Source organism: Paenibacillus sp. FSL H8-0168, from assembly GCF_038592955.1.
Classification (GTDB): domain Bacteria; phylum Bacillota; class Bacilli; order Paenibacillales; family Paenibacillaceae; genus Paenibacillus; species Paenibacillus polymyxa_B.
Map to the genome: position 1 here is coordinate 1 of NZ_CP151948.1, position 26,883 is coordinate 26,883.

The 26,883-nt window shown below is 46.6% G+C and carries 21 protein-coding genes and 3 rRNA genes; 22 read left to right on the forward strand and 2 right to left on the reverse strand.

Annotated features, from left to right (window positions below; translation table 11 throughout):
• The 6 genes from dnaA to gyrB all read left to right on the forward strand — a co-directional run bounded on the left by dnaA (window position 1) and on the right by gyrB (window position 6,321).
• Window positions 1–1,347 (forward strand): chromosomal replication initiator protein DnaA, encoded by a 1,347-nt coding sequence (gene dnaA, locus MHI21_RS00005; RefSeq protein WP_103049703.1) that lies wholly within the window; start codon window positions 1–3, stop codon window positions 1,345–1,347.
• 186 nt (window positions 1,348–1,533) lie between these two features.
• On the forward strand, window positions 1,534–2,676 hold the full coding sequence (gene dnaN / locus MHI21_RS00010; RefSeq protein WP_342419174.1) for a DNA polymerase III subunit beta: 1,143 nt from the start codon (window positions 1,534–1,536) through the stop codon (window positions 2,674–2,676).
• Window positions 2,677–2,723: 47 nt separating this feature from the next.
• On the forward strand, window positions 2,724–2,942 hold the full coding sequence (gene yaaA / locus MHI21_RS00015) for a S4 domain-containing protein YaaA (protein ID WP_023986416.1): 219 nt from the start codon (window positions 2,724–2,726) through the stop codon (window positions 2,940–2,942).
• 54 nt (window positions 2,943–2,996) lie between these two features.
• Window positions 2,997–4,112, forward strand: a complete 1,116-nt coding sequence (gene recF, locus MHI21_RS00020; protein ID WP_013308098.1) for a DNA replication/repair protein RecF — start codon at window positions 2,997–2,999, stop codon at window positions 4,110–4,112.
• 16 nt (window positions 4,113–4,128) lie between these two features.
• Window positions 4,129–4,380 carry an extracellular matrix/biofilm biosynthesis regulator RemA family protein gene (locus MHI21_RS00025; RefSeq protein WP_007433255.1) on the forward strand — a complete coding sequence of 84 codons (252 nt, stop codon included), beginning with the start codon at window positions 4,129–4,131 and terminating at the stop codon, window positions 4,378–4,380.
• 30 nt (window positions 4,381–4,410) lie between these two features.
• Window positions 4,411–6,321 carry a DNA topoisomerase (ATP-hydrolyzing) subunit B gene (gene gyrB, locus MHI21_RS00030; protein ID WP_061830445.1) on the forward strand — a complete coding sequence of 637 codons (1,911 nt, stop codon included), beginning with the start codon at window positions 4,411–4,413 and terminating at the stop codon, window positions 6,319–6,321.
• Window positions 6,322–6,462: 141 nt separating this feature from the next.
• On the opposite strand, the gene MHI21_RS00035 is transcribed toward gyrB, so the two are convergent.
• Window positions 6,463–7,290, reverse strand: coding sequence for a YheC/YheD family protein (locus tag MHI21_RS00035; RefSeq protein ID WP_165178327.1), 828 nt, complete (start codon window positions 7,288–7,290; stop codon window positions 6,463–6,465).
• Window positions 7,291–7,755: 465 nt separating this feature from the next.
• Between MHI21_RS00035 and gyrA the strand changes: the two genes are divergently transcribed.
• The 6 genes from gyrA to MHI21_RS00065 all read left to right on the forward strand — a co-directional run bounded on the left by gyrA (window position 7,756) and on the right by MHI21_RS00065 (window position 17,569).
• Window positions 7,756–10,320, forward strand: coding sequence for a DNA gyrase subunit A (gyrA, locus tag MHI21_RS00040; protein ID WP_165178328.1), 2,565 nt, complete (start codon window positions 7,756–7,758; stop codon window positions 10,318–10,320).
• 213 nt (window positions 10,321–10,533) lie between these two features.
• On the forward strand, window positions 10,534–11,622 hold the full coding sequence (locus MHI21_RS00045; protein ID WP_341163744.1) for an HD-GYP domain-containing protein: 1,089 nt from the start codon (window positions 10,534–10,536) through the stop codon (window positions 11,620–11,622).
• Window positions 11,623–11,941: 319 nt separating this feature from the next.
• Window positions 11,942–13,497 (forward strand): 16S ribosomal RNA (locus MHI21_RS00050).
• Window positions 13,498–13,791: 294 nt separating this feature from the next.
• A 23S ribosomal RNA gene (locus tag MHI21_RS00055) occupies window positions 13,792–16,720 on the forward strand.
• A gap of 78 nt (window positions 16,721–16,798) precedes the next feature.
• A 5S ribosomal RNA gene (gene rrf / locus MHI21_RS00060) occupies window positions 16,799–16,915 on the forward strand.
• The 16S, 23S and 5S rRNA genes sit together here, the layout of an rRNA operon.
• 234 nt (window positions 16,916–17,149) lie before the next feature.
• Window positions 17,150–17,569 carry a hypothetical protein gene (locus MHI21_RS00065; RefSeq protein ID WP_013308104.1) on the forward strand — a complete coding sequence of 140 codons (420 nt, stop codon included), beginning with the start codon at window positions 17,150–17,152 and terminating at the stop codon, window positions 17,567–17,569.
• A 372-nt stretch (window positions 17,570–17,941) separates the two neighbouring features.
• Here MHI21_RS00065 and MHI21_RS00070 read toward each other — a convergent pair whose 3' ends face one another.
• On the reverse strand, window positions 17,942–18,469 hold the full coding sequence (locus tag MHI21_RS00070) for a hypothetical protein (RefSeq protein WP_061831832.1): 528 nt from the start codon (window positions 18,467–18,469) through the stop codon (window positions 17,942–17,944).
• Window positions 18,470–18,869: 400 nt separating this feature from the next.
• Here MHI21_RS00070 and MHI21_RS00075 point away from each other — a divergent pair, with 400 nt between their 5' ends.
• The 10 genes from MHI21_RS00075 to rsmI all read left to right on the forward strand — a co-directional run bounded on the left by MHI21_RS00075 (window position 18,870) and on the right by rsmI (window position 26,801).
• Window positions 18,870–19,055, forward strand: coding sequence for a sigma factor G inhibitor Gin (locus MHI21_RS00075; protein ID WP_023986422.1), 186 nt, complete (start codon window positions 18,870–18,872; stop codon window positions 19,053–19,055).
• A gap of 144 nt (window positions 19,056–19,199) precedes the next feature.
• Window positions 19,200–20,783 carry an amino acid decarboxylase gene (locus MHI21_RS00080; RefSeq protein ID WP_341162635.1) on the forward strand — a complete coding sequence of 528 codons (1,584 nt, stop codon included), beginning with the start codon at window positions 19,200–19,202 and terminating at the stop codon, window positions 20,781–20,783.
• Between the two features lie 103 nt (window positions 20,784–20,886).
• Window positions 20,887–21,534, forward strand: coding sequence for a dTMP kinase (tmk, locus tag MHI21_RS00085; protein ID WP_342419175.1), 648 nt, complete (start codon window positions 20,887–20,889; stop codon window positions 21,532–21,534).
• A 74-nt stretch (window positions 21,535–21,608) separates the two neighbouring features.
• Window positions 21,609–21,938 carry a cyclic-di-AMP receptor gene (locus tag MHI21_RS00090; RefSeq protein ID WP_007427998.1) on the forward strand — a complete coding sequence of 110 codons (330 nt, stop codon included), beginning with the start codon at window positions 21,609–21,611 and terminating at the stop codon, window positions 21,936–21,938.
• Between the two features lie 197 nt (window positions 21,939–22,135).
• Window positions 22,136–22,579, forward strand: a complete 444-nt coding sequence (locus MHI21_RS00095; protein ID WP_342419176.1) for a YaaR family protein — start codon at window positions 22,136–22,138, stop codon at window positions 22,577–22,579.
• A gap of 161 nt (window positions 22,580–22,740) precedes the next feature.
• Complete coding sequence (holB, locus tag MHI21_RS00100) at window positions 22,741–23,736, forward strand: DNA polymerase III subunit delta' (RefSeq protein ID WP_023986424.1); 996 nt, start codon at window positions 22,741–22,743, stop codon at window positions 23,734–23,736.
• 138 nt (window positions 23,737–23,874) lie between these two features.
• Entirely contained in the window at window positions 23,875–24,675 is an 801-nt protein-coding gene (locus MHI21_RS00105; RefSeq protein ID WP_013308110.1) for a stage 0 sporulation family protein, read from the forward strand.
• A 27-nt stretch (window positions 24,676–24,702) separates the two neighbouring features.
• Window positions 24,703–25,077 carry a DNA replication initiation control protein YabA gene (gene yabA / locus MHI21_RS00110; RefSeq protein WP_025722558.1) on the forward strand — a complete coding sequence of 125 codons (375 nt, stop codon included), beginning with the start codon at window positions 24,703–24,705 and terminating at the stop codon, window positions 25,075–25,077.
• Between the two features lie 90 nt (window positions 25,078–25,167).
• Window positions 25,168–25,923: a tRNA1(Val) (adenine(37)-N6)-methyltransferase gene (locus tag MHI21_RS00115; protein WP_254327482.1), complete on the forward strand. Its 756-nt coding sequence runs from the start codon at window positions 25,168–25,170 to the stop codon at window positions 25,921–25,923.
• Complete coding sequence (gene rsmI, locus MHI21_RS00120; protein ID WP_053324314.1) at window positions 25,920–26,801, forward strand: 16S rRNA (cytidine(1402)-2'-O)-methyltransferase; 882 nt, start codon at window positions 25,920–25,922, stop codon at window positions 26,799–26,801. Before MHI21_RS00115 ends, rsmI begins: the two co-directional genes overlap by 4 nt.
• Window positions 26,802–26,883 lie beyond the last annotated feature (82 nt).

Sequence of the window (26,883 nt, forward strand, 5' to 3'; positions counted from 1 at the left end):
GTGGACAGCCATACCTCTGAACTATGGCAGCAAATTCTATCCATTATACAAACCAAGCTGAGTAAGCCGAGTTACGACACTTGGTTTAAGGCTACCAAGGCAGCGAAACTAAATGACCACTCCATTGTGATTTCTGCACCGACAACTTTTGCCGTGGAATGGCTTGAAAGCCGCTATACCAAGCTAGTCGGAGCAACGGTTTATGAAATTTTGGGCAAACAGCTAGAGGTCAAGTTCGTTATTGAAGAGAACAAACCCGCCGAGGTCGACCTTCAGCAACAACCTCAGCAGCAGCCGGTCGTTCATGAAGAAGCTGTGTCCCATATGCTGAATCCCAAATATACATTCGATACATTCGTCATCGGATCGGGGAACCGTTTTGCCCATGCGGCATCGCTGGCCGTCGCCGAGGCGCCGGCCAAAGCTTACAATCCGCTGTTTTTATACGGTGGTGTGGGGCTGGGAAAAACGCATCTGATGCACGCTATCGGGCACTATATTTTGGAGCACAATCCGACCAGCAAGGTCGTTTATTTATCGTCGGAGAAGTTTACGAATGAATTCATTAATGCCATCCGGGACAATCGCGGGGAAAGTTTCCGGAATAAATATCGCAACATTGATATTTTGCTCATTGATGATATTCAATTCATTGCGGGCAAGGAATCGACGCAGGAGGAATTTTTTCACACGTTCAACGCGCTTCATGAGGAACGCAAGCAGATTATAATCTCAAGCGATCGGCCGCCTAAAGAAATTCCAACGCTGGAAGAACGGCTGCGCTCTCGCTTCGAGTGGGGACTTATTACGGATATTCAGCCGCCGGATCTGGAGACGAGAATTGCTATTCTTCGGAAAAAGGCACGTGCGGAAAACCTGGATATTCCCAATGAGGCCATGATGTATATCGCTAATCAAATTGATACGAACATCCGTGAGCTGGAAGGGGCGCTAATACGCGTTGTCGCCTATTCTTCCTTAACAAATCAGGATGTAACAAGTCATCTTGCGGCTGAAGCGTTGAAGGACATTATCCCGTCCAGCCGTCCAAAAATGATCACGATTCAGGATATACAGCATCAAGTCGGGGAATTTTACAATCTACGGCTGGAAGATTTTAAAGCGCGTAAGCGGACGAAGGCTGTAGCTTTTCCACGACAAATTGCCATGTACCTGTCTCGTGAGCTAACCGACTATTCTTTGCCGAAAATCGGCGAAGCTTTCGGTGGGCGTGATCATACGACTGTCATTCATGCGCACGAAAAAATCTCCAAATCCATTCAAGTGGATCAGGATCTGTTTAAAGTTATCAACAACCTAATAGAAAAAATCAAAAATCCAACCTGAACAAGTTCAGAGCCTATACACAATTTATACACATGTGGATAGGCTTGATTTTATTAGGGTTACAGTGACTTATCCACATATTCAGTGCGCCTATTACTATTACTAATATATTTTAAAGATATACATCACCTAAATAAGGCCCGCGTCAACGCGTGCTTGAAGGATTAAAACCCGTAGGAGGAACTTATGAAGATCAGCATTCTGAAAAACGTTTTGAACGAGGCTATACAACATGTATCCAAAGCGATATCAAGTCGGACTACGATTCCAATTCTGAGCGGTATCAAGCTGGATGTGAATCACCAGGGAGTAACGCTGACCGCCAGCGATACAGACATCTCCATTCAATCCTTTATTCCGATGGAGGATGGTGACCAAACTGTTGTTCAGGTTGAACAACCCGGTAGTGTTGTGCTGCCAGCCAAATTCTTTGTCGAAATTATCAAAAAGTTGCCGTCTCAGGAGATCCGTATGGAGGTAAAAGACCAATTCCAAACCTTTATCTCGTCCGGTGCAACTGAAATTCAGATTGTTGGCTTGGACCCTGAAGAATTTCCGGTGCTTCCCAACATTGAAGAAAATCAAGTCATCTCTGTGCCAGGAGATTTACTTAAAAATATGATTAAACAGACGGTGTTCTCCATTTCCACCCACGAAACGACACCAATTTTAACCGGCGTGTTGTGGAATCTGGCTGAGGGGGAACTGAAGTTTGTGGCAACGGACCGCCACCGCCTTGCCACCCGCAGCGCTCATTTGGAGACGTCTGAAGGCTTGCGCTTTAGCAATGTTGTCATTGCGGGCAAAACGCTGAATGAGCTGAGCAGAATTATTCCAGACCAAAATGTGCTTGTGGATATCGTAGTAGCGGACAATCAGGTATTATTCAAAGTAGATCGGGTGCTATTTTATTCCCGCATCTTGGACGGCACCTATCCTGATACTTCTAGAATTATTCCGACCTCCTACAAAACAGAACTGATTGTGGATACAAAAAGTTTAAGTGAGTCAATTGACCGTGCTTATTTGCTGTCCCGTGAGGAAAAAACGAATATTGTAAAAATGCAGTCGCTGGAAAATGGCGGCTTGGAAATTTCCTCTAGTTCCTCTGAGCTTGGCAAAGTGCGTGAGGAAGTAACTGTGTCCAAATTTGAGGGAGAGCCGCTCAAAATTTCGTTCAACTCCAAATACATGCTCGACGTGCTCAAGGTGATTGACAGCGAGCAGCTGACGATTGCTTTTACCGGCATTATGAGTCCCATTATTTTAAAACCGGCAGATTCCAGCAATGCGCTGTATATCATCCTGCCATATCGCACAACCAACTGACGTTTAGCTTTAACCCACCCGAGGACAAGCGAAAGGATGAACAAGCCTTGAAACAGATATCTATACAGACCGAATACATCAAGCTCGATCAATTTTTAAAATTAGCCGATTGTGTATCTACAGGAGGCATGGCTAAAGCCCTGCTGCAAGAGGGACAAGTCCGTGTGAATGGTGAACCGGAAGAACGTCGTGGAAGAAAACTGTACCCGGGTGATACCGTAGAAGTAGAGGACAACGGAAGTTTCGAAGTTACAGCAGGAGCATGATCGCCTGGGTGGCAAGGACTCCTTTTAGGTACGGAGTAACAAGGGGGACCCTATGTGTTTGTGAACAACATTGTTTTGCAGCAGTACCGGAACTATGAACAGCTGGAGCTGAATGAATTTGGTCCCGTTAATTTGCTAATCGGACAAAATGCGCAGGGCAAAACGAATCTGGTAGAGGCGATTTTTGTACTGGCTTTAACCAAAAGTCATCGAACGTCCCGCGACAAAGAGTTAATCTCTTTCGGGGCTACTTCCACTCACCTAGCTGCGGATGTGGATAAAAAATACGGGAAAATCAGACTGGATCTCGCGTTGTCCACACAAGGCAAAAAAGCAAAGATCAACGGACTGGAGCAGCGAAAACTGAGCGATTTTATCGGTTCGTTAAATGTGGTCATGTTTGCACCTGAGGATCTCGAAATTGTCAAAGGAACACCGGGGGTTCGCCGCCGGTTTCTTGACATGGAAATTGGACAGGTTGCGCCAGGATATCTGTATCATTTACAGCAATACCAGAAAGTATTGGTGCAGCGAAATAACCTGCTTAAGCAAGCTTGGGGTAAGGATATGGCGTCAGTGCAGCTGATGCTGGAGGTATGGAATGAGCAACTTGTTGAGCATGGTGTTAAAATTGTTAAAAAGCGGAAACAATTTATAACAAAGCTACAAAAGTGGGCTCAGGCCATTCATGAAGGGATTGCAGGTGGGACAGAAGAGTTAAAATTAACCTATGTTCCCTCCTTCAGTGAGCCAGAGGAAGAAGATGAAGCTGTCTTATTGGAGCGATTTATGATAAAGTTATCCCAAATGAGGGAACAGGAAATCCGCCGTGGCATGACTTTGGCGGGACCCCATCGTGATGATTTGGCCTTTGCCATTAACGGCAGAGAAGTGCATACGTATGGCTCGCAGGGGCAGCAGCGGACGACGGCCCTGTCCTTGAAGCTGGCCGAAATAGAGTTAATTCATGAAGAAATTGGTGAATATCCTGTCCTGCTGCTGGATGACGTTTTGTCCGAGCTGGACCCCTATCGTCAGACTCAGCTGATCGAGACTTTCCAAAGCAAGGTACAGACCTTTATCACGGCAACCGGGGTTGAGACTTTGAACGCAGAACGACTCAAGGATGCCAATATTTATCACGTCCACGACGGGCATGTGGAACACTAAGGAGTGAGTGACCGCTATGTATATTCATCTGGGTGGAGAAAAAATCATCCGCTCTTCAGAGCTTGTGGCTATTTTCGATATCTCGATTGAAAAATCCTCTAAAATCTCCAAGCAATACGTGAACCACGCCCAACAGCAGAAGCATGTCGAGATGATTGGCGAAGAGGAAGCCAAGTCCATCGTAGTGACTCAGAATACGGTGTATTATTCCCCCATCTCCTCAACAACACTCAAAAAGCGGGCAAACCAGTTTGTTGCCAATGCTTAACCATAGAATCTATAGAAGTAGGTGAAAGGCATGTCTATGAATCAACCGTCTTATGATGCGGGCGAGATTCAGGTCCTTGAGGGCCTGGAAGCGGTTCGGAAACGTCCCGGGATGTATATTGGCTCCACGAGCGCCAAAGGTCTCCATCATTTGGTCTGGGAAGTTGTGGACAACAGCATTGACGAAGCGCTGGCGGGTTACTGTGACAGCATTCAAGTTGTCGTTCACGAAGACAATAGCATTACCGTTACAGATAACGGTCGCGGTATTCCAGTAAGTGAACACGCCAAAATGAAAAAATCTGCGCTGGAAGTCGTTATGACCGTGCTTCACGCAGGTGGTAAATTTGGAGGCGGAGGGTACAAGGTATCCGGTGGTCTGCACGGGGTTGGTGTATCCGTAGTAAATGCCCTCTCCAGCAAAATGATCGTTCATGTTAAACGGGACGGACATCTGTATGAGCAGGAATATCATCGTGGTGCTCCGCAGTATGATGTCAGAGTCATCGGTGACACAGACGAGACGGGTACCCAAACGACTTTTTATCCTGACGATCAAATCTTTACAGAAACGACCGTATATGACTATGATACGCTCCAGACGCGGATTCGTGAGTTGGCTTTCCTGAACAAAGGTATTGCAATCAGCTTGACTGATGAACGGACGGGCGCCAGCGATACATTTCACTACGAGGGCGGAATCAGTGAATATGTGCAATTTTTGAATCAAAAAAGAGAAGCGCTGCATGAACAGCCGATTTATGTCGAAGGCTCGCGTGATATGATTCAAGTCGAAGTGGCATTGCAATATAACGACAGCTATACCGAGAATATTTATTCTTTTGCCAACAACATCAACACCCATGAGGGCGGAACTCACGAGTCAGGTTTCAAGAGTGCATTAACCCGGATTATTAACGATTATGCACGTAAAAATGGCTTGATTAAGGACAACAATGCCAACTTGACCGGTGACGATGTGCGTGAAGGATTGACGGCGATTATCTCCGTCAAAATTCCAGAACCACAGTTTGAGGGTCAGACCAAGACAAAGCTTGGTAACAGTGAGGTGCGAGGGATTGTCGAATCCCTATTCGCAGAGAAACTCCAGGAATTCCTAGAGGAAAATCCGTCTGTTTCCCGCCGGGTGGTTGATAAATCCTTACAAGCAGCACGTGCCCGGGAAGCAGCGCGTAAAGCACGTGAGCTTACACGTCGTAAAAGTGCGCTGGAAATCAGTTCGCTCCCAGGCAAGCTGGCGGATTGCTCCTCTAAGGATGCTTCGATTAGTGAACTGTACATCGTCGAAGGTGACTCAGCAGGAGGATCGGCCAAGCAGGGTCGTGATCGTCACTTTCAAGCTATTTTGCCGATTCGCGGTAAAATCCTGAATGTTGAAAAGGCACGCTTGGACCGTATTTTGTCCAGTGATGAAATCCGGTCGATGGTAACAGCAATGGGTACAGGGATCGGAGACGACTTTGACATCGCCAAAGCCCGTTATCACAAGGTCATTATCATGACAGATGCGGATGTCGATGGTGCCCATATTCGTACGTTGTTGCTGACGTTCTTCTATCGGTACATGCGTAAAATCATTGATGCAGGCTATATTTATATTGCTCAGCCACCACTATTCAAAGTGGAGCGTAACAAAGTTGTACGTTATGCGAACTCCGAGGCGGAACGTGATGAGATCATCAGGGAATTTGGAGAAAACGCGAAATACAATGTACAGCGCTATAAAGGTTTGGGTGAGATGAATGCGACCCAACTTTGGGAAACTACAATGGACCCTGAGAGTCGTACTATGCTTCAGGTAACTGTCAGTGACGCGATGCTGGCTGATACACTGTTCAATACCTTGATGGGTGATAATGTAGAACCCCGTCGTGACTTTATCCAAGAACATGCGAAGTACGTGAAAAATCTTGATTTTTAATGTGTGATGTTCCTTCCTAGTGGCTGTATTACGTGCTCATTAGGTAGTATTTTGTAGGAGTTCACAAGGGGCGCCCAAATGGGCGTCCCTTTTCTTCTCATTAACCTGCCCGGGTGTATTTGAATATTTGAACTCATTGTTTTAGGCTTTTTTCTTAGAGCGTACGGGTTTACCCGTGGATGAAGAGTACCGGCCGTAGCCTACTGCATATCTGAATATTTTATGATAGAGGCTTTTGTTTGGAAGGGAAGAGAACACCTTAATTGCTGGTCTCGTATTAACCTCCAGAATCCACGGATAATTTTGCTGATCCAGTCCCACATCTAATCCAATTTCCCTTAAACGTGGGTATCTTTTTTGCAACTGCCAGGCTACCCGTTCGCCCATTTTTGATAATTTTTGCTCCAGTCGTACAGCTTCCTTTACATCCATGTATGGAGCGACCAGCTCATTGAAAAAGCGCGTTGTCCCACCGCTGTGATGATTGGTGACGACTTTGTCAGGAGCAGCTACGCGTCCTACAATAAGCGTTGTTTCCCATTGGTGTCTCAAATTCATCTGGGTTAATACCCTCAGATCGAAAGGGCGTGCTTCATGCTGAAGAAGTGGAATTCCACGCTGGATCAGATATGGACGTTTTCGTATGCGGGAAGAAACCACTTTATGCAGATCTTCTAGACTTTCGAAGGTGAAGGTATCTACTTCATAGCGAAGCACATACCAAGTTCTCTCTTCGATAATTCCTTCTTCTGTCGGTGGAAGCGGCTCTGTCAGCCTCTCTGCCCGCATAACCCCTTTTCCATAAGTACCGTTATCCGGCTTAATATAGACAGTACCATACACGGCCAACATTTCGTTCAAGTGATCAAATGTGTACAACCGTGTTTCTGGTACATAAGCCGCCAATGTCGGATTGGGGAGAATGGCATTTGTTTTGGTCCACTTACTGGATACTCGCTGAATAGACAAGTAATCTCATCCCTTTCTTTTCGAAATATGAGTCATGTACTTGGAATCCGCAACACTTTGACAAAACAAGGGAAACTAAAGGACAAGCGCGTAAAACAATGATATAATAGAGAAATACGGCGTTTTTCGGAATTTTGCTAAGTGAACCCTGACCGTATACGTATTGTATGTGGAAAAGGCCCTTAGGGTGGGGGCTAATCCCCAGCTCTGGGGAATTTGTTATAATCAGGGCTTGTGAGTTGTACAAGAGATAGCAATCTGCTACACGCAGAAAGAGAATGACGAGGGATTTACGCTGTAAAGAGGACAGATGCGTTTAATTGTGCTCTTTTTGTGAAAGTAATATAATTACACAGATGAGGATTTCAGCCAAAATCCTGCGCAGAGAGCGGAGTGTATAGGCAGTATCTTGTTAGGCTTTTCACATAGAGAGCATTGTATTGAAGGATAAGAAGGAGGACCAGCATGGCGGATCAAAATAACTCGCAAATCATCAATAGGGATATCGGAGTGGAAATGCGCGAATCCTTTATGGATTATGCCATGAGTATTATTGTTAGCCGTGCCTTGCCTGATGTGCGGGACGGACTGAAGCCGGTACACCGTCGTATTCTGTATGCGATGTCCGAGCTAGGCATGTCGCCAGATAAGCCTTACAAAAAATCGGCAAGAATCGTCGGCGAAGTTATCGGTAAATATCACCCTCATGGTGATACGGCTGTATATGATACGATGGTGCGGATGGCGCAGGATTTTTCCTTGCGTTATATGTTGGTGGATGGACACGGTAACTTTGGCTCCGTGGATGGAGATATGGCGGCTGCGATGCGTTACACCGAAGCACGGTTGTCCAAGATTGCCATGGAAATGCTACGTGATTTGAACAAAGAGACCGTTGATTTTATGCCGAACTACGATGGTGAAGAGAGCGAGCCCGTCGTATTACCTGCACGTTATCCTAACTTGCTGGTGAATGGCGTCGGCGGAATTGCAGTCGGGATGGCTACCAATATTCCTCCGCATAACTTGGGAGAGGTTATCGATGGTGTACAAGCACTGATCGAAAACCCTGACATTACGCCGATGGAACTTATGGATTATATTCAAGGGCCCGATTTCCCGACAGCAGGTTATATTTTAGGACGCTCTGGTATTCGTCAGGCGTACCAGACTGGCCGCGGATCTGTGACCATGCGTGCGAAGACCACCATAGAAGAGATTGGCAATAAAGCACGAATTATCGTGCATGAGCTGCCTTACCAAGTGAATAAGGCTCGTCTGGTCGAGAAAATTGCCGAATTAGTACGTGACAAACGTATTGAAGGCATTACGGATCTTCGGGATGAATCGGACCGTACGGGTATGCGTGTCGTTATCGAGTTGCGTAGAGACGTGAACCCGAATGTCGTTCTGAATAATTTGTTTAAACATACGGCCATGCAGTCGAATTTTGGTATTAATATGCTTGCCATTGTAAACAACGAACCGAAGATTTTGAACCTGAAGGATGTCTTGTATCATTATCTCAAACATCAGGTCGAAGTTATTCGTCGCCGGACAGAATTCGACCTGAAAAAAGCCGAAGCTAGAGCACACATTCTGGAAGGCTTGCGCATTGCTCTTGACCATCTGGACGAAGTTATTGCCTTGATTCGTTCTTCCCAAACTGCAGAAGCAGCTCGTGAAGGACTGATTGAGCGTTTCTCGCTCACTCTTGAGCAGTCTCAGGCTATTCTAGATATGCGTCTGCAGCGCTTAACTGGTTTGGAACGTGAGAAGATCGAGAACGAATATAACGAGCTAATACAAAAGATTGCGGAATACCGTGAGATTTTGGCGAATGAGCATCTGGTACTCAACATCATTAGTGAAGAGCTGAATGAGCTTAAGGAACGTTTCGCTGATGACCGTCGCACTGAAATTACAGTGGGTGAAGAGAGTATTCTGGATGAGGACCTCATTCCGCGTGAAGATGTTATTATTACTGTAACCCATACAGGATATATCAAACGCCTTCCTGTTACTACCTATCGCAGTCAAAAACGCGGTGGTCGTGGTGTAGTAGGTATGGATACCAAAGATGAGGATTTCGTAGAGCATCTGTTCATAACGAATTCACATCATCATTTGTTATTCTTTACCGACAAGGGCAAGGTATATCGGATTAAGGCCTATGAGATTCCTGACCTTAGCCGGACAGCCCGGGGGACACCGATTATTAACCTGATTCAGATTGAACAGGGTGAGTCGATTAATGCGGTAATTCCAATCGAGGAATTTGTGGAGGATAGCTATCTATTCTTTGCAACCCAGCATGGAATCATTAAAAAGACACCACTTGACGACTATGCAAATATCCGCAAAGGTGGCTTGATTGCCATTAACTTGCGTGAAGATGACGCCCTGATCGAAGTGAAGCTGACGGACGGACAGCAGGAAATGATTATTGGTACAGCGCAAGGCATGTCTATCCGTTTCCCTGAAAGTGATGTACGGTCTATGGGCCGTAGCGCTACAGGGGTTAAAGGGATCAACCTTGATGAGAGTGATGCTGTAATTGGTATGGACATCGTAGATACCAGCCTGGATATCCTGATTGTAACGGCCAAAGGTTATGGCAAGCGTACCCCTGTTGTGGATTATCGTATCCAAAGCCGTGGAGGTAAGGGGATCAAGACGATTAATGTTACGGATAAAAATGGTCCGGTTGTCGGTCTCAAGGTTGTAAAAACCGAAGAGGATCTGATGATCATTACAGCTAGTGGCACCTTGATTCGGACTAGCATGGGGGAAATCTCCACGATGGGTCGGAATACACAAGGGGTAAGGCTGATTAATATTCGCGATGATGATTCGGTTGCAACTGTTTGTCGAGCGAACAAGAATGAGGAGCAGGATGAACTGCTTGAAGAATTATTAGAGGATGGGGAAGCTGGAGAGGGCTCATCTCTATCATCTGTTGAACCAACTCTCGAAACGAATACAGAAGATACGGAAGGTAACGACCCAGAATCTTCTGAGGGTGAATAATAGCCTGAATATGAAAACAACAATAGTTATTAAATTTTAGATGGAGGAGACTCTCTGACTATTTGGTCAGGGAGTCTTTTTTTTTCTGGCTAACCAATTCAGACAAGTATGCTTTAAATGGCATAAAATGAATGTACAGGATCATTTCCAAGTAATATAATGACATCATAACTGGCAGCTGGAGCAGCTGTTGTGAGAACAGAGAGGTTGACCATGACAACTGTACCCGTATCCGAATTAAAAGCAGGACTTAGATTGCAAAGCGATGTATTTACAGAAATGGGCAGCTTGCTGCTACCGAAAGGGCGCATTCTACTACCGCGTGACTTGGAGATTTTACAGGCGTTCCTGATCCAGCAAGTTGAGGTAGGGACGGATGATCTTGCAAAATCCAGTAGCGAGTCTACGACTGTTCGATCTGGAATATCTGAAACGCAAGGACCTTCGTTAGATGGGCGAGATGAATCTGAACAATTCCAGGATGAGTATGACAAAATGGTGATGCTTGTTAAGAACGCATTTCAATCGGTACTCGTCTCTAATTTATCTATATATGAACTGCGAGGACAATTGGAGTCCTTACTGGTGCACATTCAGCGCTATAATGTAATGACCTATACTCCGCCCGCCATGATCGAAGTGGACTATATTTTTCACAACGCCGTGCTAACCTCCCTTACTTCCTACTCCATTGCACAATGGATCGGATTACCTCAAAAGGATTGGATGCAGGTGGCTTTTGCTGGGTTGCTTCATGACATAGGGAACGCTAAAATGGACCCGGCCATTCTGTACAAGCCCTCCAAACTAACGTGGGAAGAGCAAGAAGAAATACGTAGTCATACATCACTAGGATACCAGCTGCTTAAAAATGTGAAAGCTATTAACGAAGGTGTGCGTTTGGCAGCTCTTCAGCATCATGAGAAAGTGGACGGTACTGGATATCCACTGCGTCTTAAAGGGGAACAAATCCACATCTACGCTAAAATCGTTGGAGTGGCTGATGTATTCCATGCTATGACTCTAGAGAAAACATACCGGCCTGCCCAATCACCGTATCTGGTTCTAGAGCAAATCAAGTCAGAATCATTTGGAAAGCTGGACCCAAGTGTCGTACAAGTTTTTATTCATAAGTTAACCCAATTCAATAATGGAACCAAGGTGCGCCTCAATGATAACCGTACAGGGGAAATTATATTTGCTGATCGAGATCATCCGACTCGTCCGTTGATTCAAGTAGATGGGGAAATCATTAACTTAATGCTGCAAAGAGAGCTTTATATCGAGTGTATTGTTACTTAACTAAGTATTTTTAAAAAACAGTTGCACAATATAAAGAAAGTATGATATATTATTTCTTGTCGCTTCAAGTGTTATCAAAAAGAGTGAAAAACACTTTTTTAAAAAAGTGTTGACATAAATCTAGGAAATATGATACACTATAAAAGTTGCTGAGGGGTTGAAAGAAACGCCGAGGCGGACAATGAATGTTTGATCTTTGAAAACTGAACAACGAGTGAGTAAAACGATTTTGTTCGCAAAATCAAACAAGAGATATTTTTATCTCGTCAGTTTCAAAATGAGCTTATCGCTCTTTCTATAAACCAACTTCGGTTGGTCTTTAATGGAGAGTTTGATCCTGGCTCAGGACGAACGCTGGCGGCGTGCCTAATACATGCAAGTCGAGCGGGGTTGTTTAGAAGCTTGCTTCTACACAACCTAGCGGCGGACGGGTGAGTAACACGTAGGCAACCTGCCCACAAGACAGGGATAACTACCGGAAACGGTAGCTAATACCCGATATATCCTTTTCCTGCATGGGAGAAGGAGGAAAGACGGAGCAATCTGTCACTTGTGGATGGGCCTGCGGCGCATTAGCTAGTTGGTGGGGTAAAGGCCTACCAAGGCGACGATGCGTAGCCGACCTGAGAGGGTGATCGGCCACACTGGGACTGAGACACGGCCCAGACTCCTACGGGAGGCAGCAGTAGGGAATCTTCCGCAATGGGCGAAAGCCTGACGGAGCAACGCCGCGTGAGTGATGAAGGTTTTCGGATCGTAAAGCTCTGTTGCCAGGGAAGAACGTCTTGTAGAGTAACTGCTACAAGAGTGACGGTACCTGAGAAGAAAGCCCCGGCTAACTACGTGCCAGCAGCCGCGGTAATACGTAGGGGGCAAGCGTTGTCCGGAATTATTGGGCGTAAAGCGCGCGCAGGCGGCTCTTTAAGTCTGGTGTTTAATCCCGAGGCTCAACTTCGGGTCGCACTGGAAACTGGGGAGCTTGAGTGCAGAAGAGGAGAGTGGAATTCCACGTGTAGCGGTGAAATGCGTAGAGATGTGGAGGAACACCAGTGGCGAAGGCGACTCTCTGGGCTGTAACTGACGCTGAGGCGCGAAAGCGTGGGGAGCAAACAGGATTAGATACCCTGGTAGTCCACGCCGTAAACGATGAATGCTAGGTGTTAGGGGTTTCGATACCCTTGGTGCCGAAGTTAACACATTAAGCATTCCGCCTGGGGAGTACGGTCGCAAGACTGAAACTCAAAGGAATTGACGGGGACCCGCACAAGCAGTGGAGTATGTGGTTTAATTCGAAGCAACGCGAAGAACCTTACCAGGTCTTGACATCCCTCTGACCGGTCTAGAGATAGACCTTTCCTTCGGGACAGAGGAGACAGGTGGTGCATGGTTGTCGTCAGCTCGTGTCGTGAGATGTTGGGTTAAGTCCCGCAACGAGCGCAACCCTTATGCTTAGTTGCCAGCAGGTCAAGCTGGGCACTCTAAGCAGACTGCCGGTGACAAACCGGAGGAAGGTGGGGATGACGTCAAATCATCATGCCCCTTATGACCTGGGCTACACACGTACTACAATGGCCGGTACAACGGGAAGCGAAATCGCGAGGTGGAGCCAATCCTAGAAAAGCCGGTCTCAGTTCGGATTGTAGGCTGCAACTCGCCTACATGAAGTCGGAATTGCTAGTAATCGCGGATCAGCATGCCGCGGTGAATACGTTCCCGGGTCTTGTACACACCGCCCGTCACACCACGAGAGTTTACAACACCCGAAGTCGGTGGGGTAACCCGCAAGGGAGCCAGCCGCCGAAGGTGGGGTAGATGATTGGGGTGAAGTCGTAACAAGGTAGCCGTATCGGAAGGTGCGGCTGGATCACCTCCTTTCTATGGAGAATCGTTTCCTGCAACGGAAACATTCAAATATGAAGCGTATGCTTCAAAAACTACTCACTCGTTGCTCAGTTTTGAGAGCTCAAACTCTCAAAAAGGCTGGTTTTTTACAGCTTTGCACCTTGAAAACTGGATACCGAAACGAAATTGCGTTTTAGAATATTCCTTTAAGCTGATCTTGTGTAAACAAGTGAAATAAAGGTAGCAGGTAAGGAAAGATCTTTTGCCTTTGGCAAAAATCATTCTTTATCGAACATCGACATTTTCTTTCTTTGAAAGAAAAGTCTAGGTTAAGCTACAAAGAGCACACGGAGGATGCCTAGGCGCCAGGAGCCGACGAAGGACGTGGCGAACAACGATAAGGCCTCGGGGAGCTGTAAGCAAGCTTTGATCCGGGGATGTCCGAATGGGGAAACCCGGCTGTCTTCATCGACAGTCACTTTCTGCTGAATACATAGGCAGAATAGAGGCAGACCAGGGGAACTGAAACATCTAAGTACCCTGAGGAAGAGAAAACAATAGTGATTCCGTCAGTAGCGGCGAGCGAACGCGGATTAGCCCAAACCAAGGAGCTTGCTCCTTGGGGTTGTGGGACGTCTCACATGGAGTTACAAAGGAACCGGTTAGATGAAGAGGTCTGGAAAGGCCCGCCAGAGAAGGTAAAAGCCCTGTAGTTCAAAACTTGTTCTCTCCGAGACGGATCCCGAGTAGTGCGGGGCACGTGAAACCCCGTATGAATCCGGCAGGACCATCTGCCAAGGCTAAATACTCCCTGGCGACCGATAGTGAAGCAGTACCGTGAGGGAAAGGTGAAAAGCACCCCGGAAGGGGAGTGAAATAGATCCTGAAACCGTGTGCTTACAAGAAGTCAGAGCCCTATTTATGGGTGATGGCGTGCCTTTTGTAGAATGAACCGGCGAGTTACGTTCCCGTGCAAGGTTAAGGTGAAGAGCTGAAGCCGCAGCGAAAGCGAGTCTGAATAGGGCGAATGAGTACGTGGACGTAGACCCGAAACCGGGTGATCTACCCCTGTCCAGGGTGAAGGTGCGGTAACACGCACTGGAGGCCCGAACCCACGCATGTTGAAAAATGCGGGGATGAGGTGGGGGTAGCGGAGAAATTCCAATCGAACCCGGAGATAGCTGGTTCTCCCCGAAATAGCTTTAGGGCTAGCCTCGGAAAGAAGAATCGTGGAGGTAGAGCACTGATTGGGTGCGGGGCCCGCAAGGGTTACCAAGCTCAGTCAAACTCCGAATGCCATAGATTTAGTTCCGGGAGTCAGACAGTGAGTGCTAAGATCCATTGTCGAAAGGGAAACAGCCCAGACCATCAGCTAAGGTCCCCAAGTGTGTGTTAAGTGGGAAAGGATGTGGAGTTGCACAGACAACCAGGATGTTGGCTTAGAAGCAGCCACCATTGAAAGAGTGCGTAATAGCTCACTGGTCGAGTGACTCTGCGCCGAAAATGTAACGGGGCTAAACACACCACCGAAGCTATGGCTTGATGCATTGCATCAGGGGTAGGGGAGCGTTGAATGCGGGTTGAAGGTGTACCGTAAGGAGCGCTGGACTGCATTCAAGTGAGAATGCCGGTATGAGTAACGAAAAGATCTGTGAGAATCAGATCCGCCGAAAGCCTAAGGGTTCCTGAGGAAGGTTCGTCCGCTCAGGGTAAGTCGGGACCTAAGGCGAGGCCGATAGGCGTAGTCGAAGGACAACAGGTCGAAATTCCTGTACCACCGTAATCCGTTATGAGCAATGGGGTGACGCAGTAGGGTAGTGACGCGGACTGATGGATGTCCGTCTAAGCAGTGAGGCTGATGTGTAGGCAAATCCGCACATCGTTAAGGCTGGGCTGTGATGGGGAGCGAAAATTGTAGTAGCGAAGGTCATGATCTCAGACTGCCAAGAAAAGCCTCTAGCCAGGAGAAGGTGCCCGTACCGCAAACCGACACAGGTAGGCGAGAAGAGAATTCTAAGGCGCGCGGAAGAACTCTCGTTAAGGAACTCGGCAAAATGACCCCGTAACTTCGGGAGAAGGGGTGCCTCGGTAGGGTGAATAGCCCGAGGGGGCCGCAGTGAAAAGGCCCAAGCGACTGTTTAGCAAAAACACAGGTCTGTGCGAAGCCGCAAGGCGAAGTATACGGGCTGACGCCTGCCCGGTGCTGGAAGGTTAAGGGGAGTGGTAAGCCCTTCGGGGCGAAGCTATGAACCGAAGCCCCAGTAAACGGCGGCCGTAACTATAACGGTCCTAAGGTAGCGAAATTCCTTGTCAGGTAAATTCTGACCCGCACGAATGGCGTAACGACTTGGGCGCTGTCTCAACGAGAGATCCGGTGAAATTTTAATACCTGTGAAGATGCAGGTTACCCGCGACAAGACGGAAAGACCCCATGGAGCTTTACTGCAGCTTGATATTGAATTTGGGTACGATCTGTACAGGATAGGTGGGAGCCGTAGAATCTTGAGCGCCAGCTTGAGAGGAGGCATCCTTGGGATACCACCCTGATCGTATCTAGGTTCTAACTTGGTACCGTGATCCGGTGCGAGGACAGTGTCAGGTGGGCAGTTTGACTGGGGCGGTCGCCTCCTAAAGAGTAACGGAGGCGCCCCAAGGTTCCCTCAGAATGGTTGGAAATCATTCGAAGAGTGCAAAGGCAGAAGGGAGCTTGACTGCGAGACCTACAAGTCGAGCAGGGACGAAAGTCGGGCTTAGTGATCCGGTGGTACCGCATGGAAGGGCCATCGCTCAACGGATAAAAGCTACCCTGGGGATAACAGGCTTATCTCCCCCAAGAGTCCACATCGACGGGGAGGTTTGGCACCTCGATGTCGGCTCATCGCATCCTGGGGCTGAAGTAGGTCCCAAGGGTTGGGCTGTTCGCCCATTAAAGCGGTACGCGAGCTGGGTTCAGAACGTCGTGAGACAGTTCGGTCCCTATCTGTCGTGGGCGTAGGAAATTTGAGAGGAGCTGTCCTTAGTACGAGAGGACCGGGATGGACGTACCGCTGGTGTACCAGTTGTTCCGCCAGGAGCACCGCTGGGTAGCTATGTACGGAAGGGATAAGCGCTGAAAGCATCTAAGCGTGAAGCCCCCCTCAAGATGAGATTTCCCAATTAGTAAGACCCCTTGAAGACGACGAGGTAGATAGGTTGGGGGTGGAAGTGCAGTAATGCATGGAGCTGACCAATACTAATCGGTCGAGGGCTTATCCTAAAAATAAAACGCAAATGAGTTTCGGATCCAGTTTTCAGGGTGTAACCTTGAAGGTAGAATTTGCACAGCAAATTCATGTTTGGTGGCGATAGCGGAGGGGTTCCACACGTACCCATCCCGAACACGACCGTTAAGCCCTCCAGCGCCGATGGTACTTGGACCGCAGGGTCCTGGGAGAGTAGGACGTCGCCAAGCAACAAGTAAAAAGAATCATGATCTCGTTGAGATTATGGTTCTTTTTTTGCATATATGTATATTTTAGAAATATCCTTACAAAAGGAAGGTAACATTTTTGTTACGGAATGTAGGAGTAAACCCTGTATAATATAGGTATTGAATCCCATACACACACGCTGCATTATTGCAGATTTATGCAAACTCCATCATAGGATTTTGTATAGTCAATCAGGCTGGTAAGGAGGGAAGATCATGCGGCGAAATAAATGGCTTGCTCTATTGGTGCTATTCAGTGTCGCTGTCGCGATTCTTACCGGGTGCGTGGAAGAGGAGCCTTCTTGGACATCGTTTGAGGGTGCTGCTAACGAGAAGACGTTTCCGGTTCCTAAAGAAGCTAGTAAAACCGATCGGGCCAGCAGTAATTCGGACATGGACTATGTTCGCTATGCACTGCCAGCGTTGAAGGAAAGTGATAGTCTACCTGCTCCTTATCTGGAGGAGATTGCAGCTTGGGGCTGGACTGAGGAACCGAATTTATCCACCTCGAATCAGAAGGTGTTTCAGAAAAATAAACACATGGTGCATTTGTCTGTGCATGATGGTTCTTTTACTGTATTGGTTCCAAAAGACAGAAAGGCTGTTGTGAAGAGCAAAAGCGTGGATCTTAATTAGGGCACGGTTTTCAACCGAGTAAGCAGCATAGTATTTATTGTAGATCATATTTATAGTAAACTCATAGCGTATTGTATGCTGTGCATAATGATGAATGAAGAGATCGAATATGGGGAAGCACTCAGAACTGCTGTTGAGTAGGGAGTGGCTTCCTTTTATATATTTGCATGTTGATCAAATGCTCTACATGAATAACAAGGATAAAGATGAGGAAAAGTTTACTTGATAAGAGAATAAAACGATTATAGTTGTTAAGTCACAAAAAAAGGAGTAACCGGTTGGGGTTGCTCCTTTTTTATTGCTTCGGTCTATATGGTCGTAGGTTAGTTCAGACCTGAATTTTCTATCTGTACGGATAATGAGTGGTTAGATTTACTGTTGATAATATGAGGCATCTTCATCGGTGAACTTCAACATGCCATCTTTTCTCTCGCCGGTAAGCCGACTGAGGATGTATAGACGCGGTGCAATAAGCCAAAGATGCCAGAAGAGTAAGGATACAGTAAAGGCTGGTGGAGACCAGAGAATGAATACGGCTGATAAGCAGATACCGATCCAGAGGGTATGTATGTGCACACGACGAAAGATGCTATAGCCTATGTACTGGTCTGTCATATAGCCTAGCCAAGGTAATTTACGGTGGAATGCCCAGCGTTTGCGGAAGGATGTTCCGCCACCGATGTATAGGACAGATCGTGAGATTACGAAGTGTACCCATAAGGTTAGGAAAAAGGCAAGAGCAAACAAAAACACGCTAGTCCAGGAAAAGGCAAGAAGCAGAAAGAGAAGCATAATAACAGGCAGTGTGATATGACTCCATATTAGTTGACGCGGTATACTGATTTTTTTAATGAGCTTGTAGTGATAGTAGGTAGCTTTGGTTCCGGTTTCCTCTGTCATGCGAACAGTCCTTTCATTAATCTACTGCATCACAAGTGGCTTCCCGTCCACAGCCGGAAAAAGGGACGGTACTTCGCTCATGCCGCTTTAAATAAGCATTTAATCGTTTTTGTAGAAATACAGAATGATCGACATCCAGTGTTAGCTAGCCTACTCTATAATTACTGGAAAAGCTATCACTGATGAAGTGTTCAAGGGCTCCGATGAAAGGGTATCCATACATAAGAGCTTTTCTTATTATATCGGCATAGACGGCTGTTTTTTAAACATACGGGGTACAAACACCATAATGGCCCAGCTGGAATATATATAGAGTATATCGTCGAACTGGGCTATGAAAAGGTTTAAAATAGTAGAAAGTGCCCCATACTAATAGTAAAAGAAACAAGGTGGGATGGATATGCATGATCAAGGCGGCCACCGCTGTATTATATGCGGGCAGCACAAGCATGAAGGCATTTTTATCGTTTCCGAGTTTATCTGTGATACGTGTGAAGCTGAAATGGTGCACACGGATGCAACTGATGCCAAATATCATTTTTTTATTGATCAACTAAAGCAAATCTGGGTACAGAAAAATGCATAATATCCTTTGCTAATTAGTCTTTGAAGGATTGGCATTCCAAGGTCTGTCGATACGGGCCTTTTTTTCTGTGAGTAAAAGTAGGATTCCGCTTGATTTTACGATAAAATAAGGTAGATATAAAGCTTTGTTTGGAAGGATTGCAGAATGATGGGGAAAAAGGCGGTACATGCACCATTAATGGAAGCTCTAATACGTTACCGGACTCAGGGAAATGCTTCTTTCCATGTACCCGGTCATAAAAATGGACAAGTATATGAGCATGAAAATATTGCATCTCTGTTGCAAGAAGTGATGTCTATTGATGCGACAGAAATTACTGGACTGGATGATTTGCATCACCCAGAAGATGTGATTCGTGAAGGGCAAGAGCTGGCTGCAAAGTGCTTTGGTGCTGAAGAGAGCTTTTGGCTAATTGGAGGAAGCACGGTCGGTAATTTGGCTATGATTTTAACTGTATGTACGGAGCCGGGAGATCTACTGCTGGTACAGAGAAATGTACACAAATCTGTCCTGAACGGTCTCATGCTGTCAGGGGCTAATGCGGTATTCCTAGATCCGGAAATAGATACACTAAGCGGGCTGGCGGTTGCCCCAACGACGGATACAATAAAAGCTGCACTGAAGGCCTATCCTTCGGCTAAAGGGGTGTTACTTACACTACCTAATTACTATGGGATGGGGCATGACCTGAAGGCAACGGCTAAGGCCTGTCATGCAGCCCATGTGCCGCTATTGATAGATGAGGCACACGGTGCTCATTATGGGCTGCATCCTCGTTTGCCAGCCTCTGCGCTATCCTGCGGGGCTGATGTAGTCGTCCAGTCGACACATAAAATGCTTCCAGCCATGACCATGGGGGCCATGTTACATGTGCAGGGAGAGAGAATCCATCGGGAACTGCTTCGTCAGCGTTTGGCGATGGTGCAAAGCTCTAGCCCTTCTTATCCGTTAATGGCTTCACTGGATTTGGCAAGATGGTATATAGAGGTGTATGGAACAGATGCTTTTACAGTGGGCTTAGCGGCGGCAGATGCTTTTAGAAAGGGCCTGGAGCAGCTCCCACGCTTTCGCTTGCTAGAACCTACACAGCAGGCACTAGAAGGAGAATACGCTCACAGGGGAATCTCTGAAGTCCTAGAAAGGGCTGATGAGGGAATAAGCGGATATTCAACCCAGGATCCTTTTAAATTGGTGCTGTATGATACATGGGGTATACTGGATGGGTTTGGACTCAAGCATGAGTTGGAGACTTACGGATGCGTTCCAGAGATGAGCGACGAAAAACATGTTGTTTTATTGTTTACGTTAGGCTCTACGGCTAAGGATGCGAGTCACCTGTTGCAGGCTCTTGTGCATATAGATAATGATATAAGATTTAAGGAGACGGCTGGTGAGCCGGGGTCAACGGAAAAAGAGCAGCAAAGACTCGAATTAGATTTTTCCACGTGGAACAATGATAGAATGAAGGGATACTCTAGTCCGGTGCCGTTTGGGCTTCGACCGATTAGCCCGGATCAGATGGAGACCGTGCCTGTAGACGAATCCGCTGGCAGGGTAGCGGCTGAAATGATTATCCCGTATCCTCCAGGTATTCCACTGCTATATGCAGGAGAAACGATTACAGAAGCGATTGCATTGCGGATGAGTCGTCTACGTGAGCTGGGAGCCAAGTGGCACGGGGTAGCAGATGAAAGTATGCTTACAATTCGGGTATTCCGTTTACAATAAAGATTAGATACTAGAGACTTAACAAATACAGAAGACTGAATAAAAGAAGCATACGTAGCCTATGGGTGACTTTTATTTTTCAGGCAGGAAAGCAGGGAATAACATGAATCGCAAAGGCATTTTTATCACACTGGAGGGGGGAGACGGCTCCGGTAAAACAACTATGATTCAACGGCTGGCGAAGTTTATGGAGAAAGAAGGCTATCCAGTTATCACGACGAGGGAGCCGGGTGGCATCGAAATTTCCGAAAAGATTCGTTCTATCATTTTGGACCCTGCTCATACCAGTATGGATGCTCGAACAGAGGCACTTTTATACGCGGCGGCGCGGCGTCAGCATTTGGTGGAGAAGGTAAAGCCGGCTATTGAACAGGGAGCTATCGTATTATGTGATCGTTTTGTGGATAGTAGCTTGGTCTATCAAGGATTTGCAAGAGGGATCGGAATTGAAGAGGTAGCTTCAATTAATCGCTTTGCGGTGGATGATTGGGAGCCGGATGCCACATTTTATCTGGATATTGAGCCCGAATTGGGATTGGCAAGAATTAATGCGTCACGAGGAGCAGAAATGGACCGCCTCGACATGGAGAGTATATCGTTTCACCATAAGGTGCGAGAGGCATATTTGGAGTTGGCTCGCAAATTTTCGGAGCGAATTACAATTGTTGATGCATCTCCGGCGCCAGAGCAGGTGGAGCAAGTATTGAAGGATTTGCTGAAAAAGCGGTTTGTTCAGAATTTTAGCATATAATTGTCGAAGGATATACGGTAAAATTGAGCTAGGGACAAGGTTGTCTCTAATATGACTTGAAGGAGGAATACAGGATGAAGCTGATTATTGCGATTGTACAGGATAAGGACAGTAACAGATTATCCAGCGGACTGGTGAAAGCTAATTTCCGTGCTACTAAATTGGCGAGCACAGGAGGATTTCTGCGTGCTGGTAATACGACATTTATGATCGGTGTTGATGACAATCAGGTGGACTCATTAATGAACGTCATTCGCAGCAGTTGCAAGGTTCGTGAACAGCTGGTCACACCCGTTACCCCTATGAGCGGGACGACGGATTCCTATTTACCGTTGCCTGTTGAAGTCCAGGTGGGTGGAGCGACGGTATTCGTGATGCCTGTAGACCGTTTCGAGCATTTCTGAATCTACACAATAGGGCCTATTCTGCCGATATGATAGGGGAATCGCCTGTATCTTCTCACATGATGAGAGTGAGGGCAGATCCACTAAAACGGCAGCGCTACAGCGCAGTTCCCGGAAAGCCGAAGAAACCCTGAGTTCTAGATTGAACTGTTCATGAAGGGGGAAAGTGGAAGCATCCGGGGAGAAAGCAGGTTTATATGAAAATAAATCCGGGCTATCGCCCTTTACAAAGTACATTGTCTACAAATGAAATGAGTGCAAAGCCAATTCAGTCCAAGAGCTTCTCCGACGTTATGCAGCAAAATGGTGAGCAAGCTTCGCAGGAGGAATTGAATCGGCGCTTTAAGGAAATACAAATGCAGGGAGATCGTCTTGCACGTTCAATGACGATTCGTGAGCTGAAGGCCTATAAGATGTTGGTTAAACGGTTTTTGGAAGATACCGTTCGGCGAGGCGTGTCCATGAAGGACACGAAGGGCTGGGATCGCCGGGGACGCAGCAAACGTTATAAGCTGATTGATGAAGTGGATGAGCTGTTGCTCAAAATGGCGGATGAGCTGCTCGAAACCGAGCAAGGCAAGATTGAGCTTTTGCAAGGGGTCGGTGAGATCAGAGGATTGCTAATTAATCTCTCGTTTTAATGCAGACTTATGTTATAAATGAATACAGACGGGCTGTTGCCACGAAGAAATAATCTGCTTGCTGATCATGCTGGCAGATTATTTTTGACTATGTACATGCCTGGAAGAACAACGATTTGTTGAGGGATCACAGTTGTTTTCAGTGGAGAAAGTGAGGAAATATGTCTTTTCAACATATAATGGGCCAGGATGTAGCCAAAAAAATGCTGCAAAGTGCACTACGGAATCATACGGTCAACCATGCCTATGTTTTTAGCGGGCCGCCGGGAAGCGGGCAGATGAACATGGCGCAGATCTTTGCTAAGGCTTTATTTTGTGAGCGACAGACGGATGATGCATGCGGGGAGTGTTTGTCATGCCGCAAGGTAGAGCACGGGAATCATCCAGATTTGCATATTGTAGAGCCGGATGGAGCTACGATTAAAATTGATCAGATTCGTGGGCTTCAACGTATATTTTCTTACAAATCCGAAAGCTCCAATCCGAAGGTATATATCATTCGGCAGGCGGATACCATGACAGTGCAAGCTGCTAATAGCCTACTTAAATTTCTGGAGGAGCCCCAGATTCCAGTGGTCGGCATACTCATTTCTGAAAATGGACAGGCGTTGCTGCCTACGATTCAATCACGGACGCAGCAGGTTCCTTTCCACGCTTTACAGCCGGAGGTGATGATGCAGGCATTAATTGGGGAAGGCTATACGGCAGGGCTTGTCCGGTCGGTCGTTCATATTGCTTCAGGACTGGAATCATGTAGAGAAATTCTCCAGCAGAATTGGTTTGCAGAAATTAGAAACGTAGTGTTACAATTAGTGAAGGAGTCCATGAGTCGGGGGAGCTCGTCTATTATTCTGGCTCAACAGAAGATTTTTAAAACTGGACTTTCTGAACACCTGGATATTCTGTTTCATCTGTTTCATTTGTGGTTTAAGGATATGCTTCATTTCCGTTACGGAAGGCACGAAAGCATTGTTTTCATAGATCATTTGGAGTCCGTCTCCAAATTGGCAATCACCCGCAGCACGGAACAATGGGTCTCTTATATGGATTTGGCCGCGAATTGCAGGAAGAAGCTCCGTTTTCACGTCAACGGGCAATTATGCGTGGAGCAGCTTCTGATTGGGTTGTCCGATACAAGCGGTTCTATCACCGGCTAACAGGAAGGCGCGCTTGTTCCACTCTGCACAATCCGCGACGCCAGGTTCCCGGTTTGTGCGACAGTGAGACTTCAATTGCGGCCATTCGTACAATGTCGGCTTCAAATGAGGTTTAGTGGCATACAAGGGGGTTAATTTTTGTATAGTGTAGTGGGTGTCCGTTTCAAGAAGGCGGGCAAGACTTATTATTTTGATCCGCTGGACCTTCCAGTGGAGAAAGAAAACTGCGTCATTGTAGAGACCGCGCGCGGTATTGAATATGGCAAGGTTGTAGTGGGCAAAAAAGAGGTAAATGATTCGGATGTTGTCCTGCCCTTAAAAAAAGTCATTCGTATTGCAGGGGATGATGACGCTCTTGTTGTAGAAGAGAATAAATTGGCGGCCAAGGATGCATTCGGCACGTGTTTAAATAAAATTAAAGACCATGGCCTTAAAATGAAGCTGGTAGATGTAGAATTTACATTTGACCGCAATAAGATCATTTTTTATTTTACGGCAGAGGGTCGGGTGGATTTTCGAGAGCTTGTAAAGGACTTGGCCAGTATTTTTCGTACACGGATCGAGCTACGGCAGATCGGCGTACGGGATGAGGCTAAAATGCTTGGCGGAATCGGACCTTGTGGGCGTATTCTGTGTTGCTCCTCATGGCTGGGGGATTTTGAGCCGGTATCTATTAAGATGGCGAAGGATCAGAGTTTGTCGCTGAATCCGACGAAGATTTCCGGGTTGTGCGGGAGATTGATGTGCTGTCTCAAGTTTGAACATGATAACTACGAAAGCATGCGAGAAGAGCTACCTCAGGTGGGTAAGATGGTTATCACCTCTTTGGGAGAAGGTAAAGTCGTAGGTGTGAATGCAGGTCATCGCACGGTGCATGTTCAACTGTTTGAGATCAGTAAGGTCAAGGAACTTCCAATGGACGATGTAGTCGTCAAGTAAACCATTAGGTTGCTTCGGGGTGGAAACTTGGATAAATTAAATGTTTTTGCGCGTATTCACGAAATGGAAACCCAAATGGGACAGTTGCATAGCGATCTGGGTGAATTGAAACTGGCAGTAAAAGAGCTGCTGGAGGAAAATCAACGACTAACGATTGAAAACGAACAGGTGCGCAAGATGCTCAAACGTGAAACCTCTGGAGAAGAAAAGACGGCAAACAAGCCGAAGCTTCCTCCTCCGATCGTCATTAAGGATGAAGGGCAAACGGGTGAGGTCGTGGGCGAAGGCTACGACAATCTAGCAAGGCTGTATCATGAAGGATTTCATATATGCAACGTGTATTACGGACATTTGCGAACGGAAGGCGATTGCCTCTTCTGTCTGTCATTTTTGAATAAATAAAAACAAGCCGTAGGAGCAAGATGCCTACGGCTTTTTTGTAAGGAAGTATGAGTGAAAAGCGATTTTGGTTATAAAAGATGGGAGAGCACTATGTACGAAAATGAAAAGAAGTCTGAACGAATTGATGATCTGCTTTCACATAATTTGCGCATTATCCAAAGTGATGAAGTATTCAGCTTCTCGATGGACGCGGTCTTGCTGGCACGTTTTGCCGGTATTCCGCAGCGTGGGAAGATTCTGGATTTGTGTACTGGCAATGGGGTTGTCCCGCTGTTGCTAACGACACGAACAAAAGCGTCTATTGAAGGAATTGAGATTCAACCACGTTTGGCAGATATGGCTAGACGTAGTGTCAGCTTGAATGGATTAGAAGCAGCAATTCAGATTCGGGAAGGGGACCTACGTGAGCTGGTTCACACCACGGGGCATGGTGTTTATGATGCGATTACTGTGAATCCCCCCTATATGCCGCTAAATGGTAGCGATATCAAGCTGAATCCTCACCAGGCAATTGCCCGTCATGAAGTGAACTGCACACTCGAAGAAGTCATTCAGGCATCCACCCGGCTTGTACGTAATGGGGGAAAGGTATCTATGGTTCATCGCCCGCAGCGGCTGGGTGAGATTATAACCTTGATGCGTAAACATAGTTTGGAACCCAAACGAATACGTTTTGTTCACCCACGAGTTCATATGGAAGCCAATATGGTCCTGGTTGAAGCATTACGTGACGGTAAACCGGAGGTTCGTTTGTTGCCTCCGCTCATTGTATATCAGGAAAATGGGAATTATACTCAGGAAATAAGAGATATCTATGGAGAAGTAAGCAAGGGGGATTCTGTGTGAAAGCAGCTGTACAAAAAAGCTTTAGTACCAGCGAAGAAGAACGGGGAAAGTTGTATCTTGTTGCGACACCTATTGGAAATCTGGACGATATGACCTTTAGGGCGATTAACACCTTAAAATCATGTAGTATTATCGCTGCTGAAGATACACGGCAGACACGCAAACTGCTCACTCATTTCGAAATTACACCGGATATGCTCTTCAGTTATCATGAACATAATAAGGCTGCTAGTGGGCCTGAACTGATACGTTATATAATAGAAGGAAAAAATTTGGCACTGGTTAGCGATGCAGGTCTACCGGCCATTTCTGACCCTGGTTCGGATCTGGTCAAACTGGCACTGGAAGCGGAAATTAGCGTCATTCCTATCCCAGGAGCAAATGCGGCACTATCGGCTTTAATTGCCTCAGGACTGGATACAGAAAGGTTTACCTTCGCTGGCTTTCCACCACGGGAGAAAAAGGACCTAGAGAAGCTGTTGCTATCGTTTCAGGTATCTCACGGCACAATTATTTTTTATGAATCGCCTCATCGTATTGTGAAGACATTGATGGTGTTGAAGGAAACATTAGGTTCACGCAAAGTGGTGCTTGCGCGTGAGCTGACCAAGCTGCATGAGGAATGGGTGCGGGGAACCGTGGAGCAATGCCTTGCTAAACTAGAGGAGAATCCGCCGATTGGTGAATATTGTCTGGTGGTTGAAGGGAAAGACGAAGAGGAAGAGGAACAGGAGCGTCAGGCATGGTGGCAGTCTTTATCTTTGGAGTCCCACGTCGCACATTATGAGGCAGAGGGACTCACACGCAAGGATGCAATGAAGCGTACAGCCACAGATCGTTCAATCTCCAAGAGAGATGTTTACAATGCACTCTTATGAATATCTGCCTAAACAAAAAAGGGCCTTCCAACGGTTGGGTTCAAACCGTGGAAGGCAACAAGGAGTATATATGAAAAAGGTT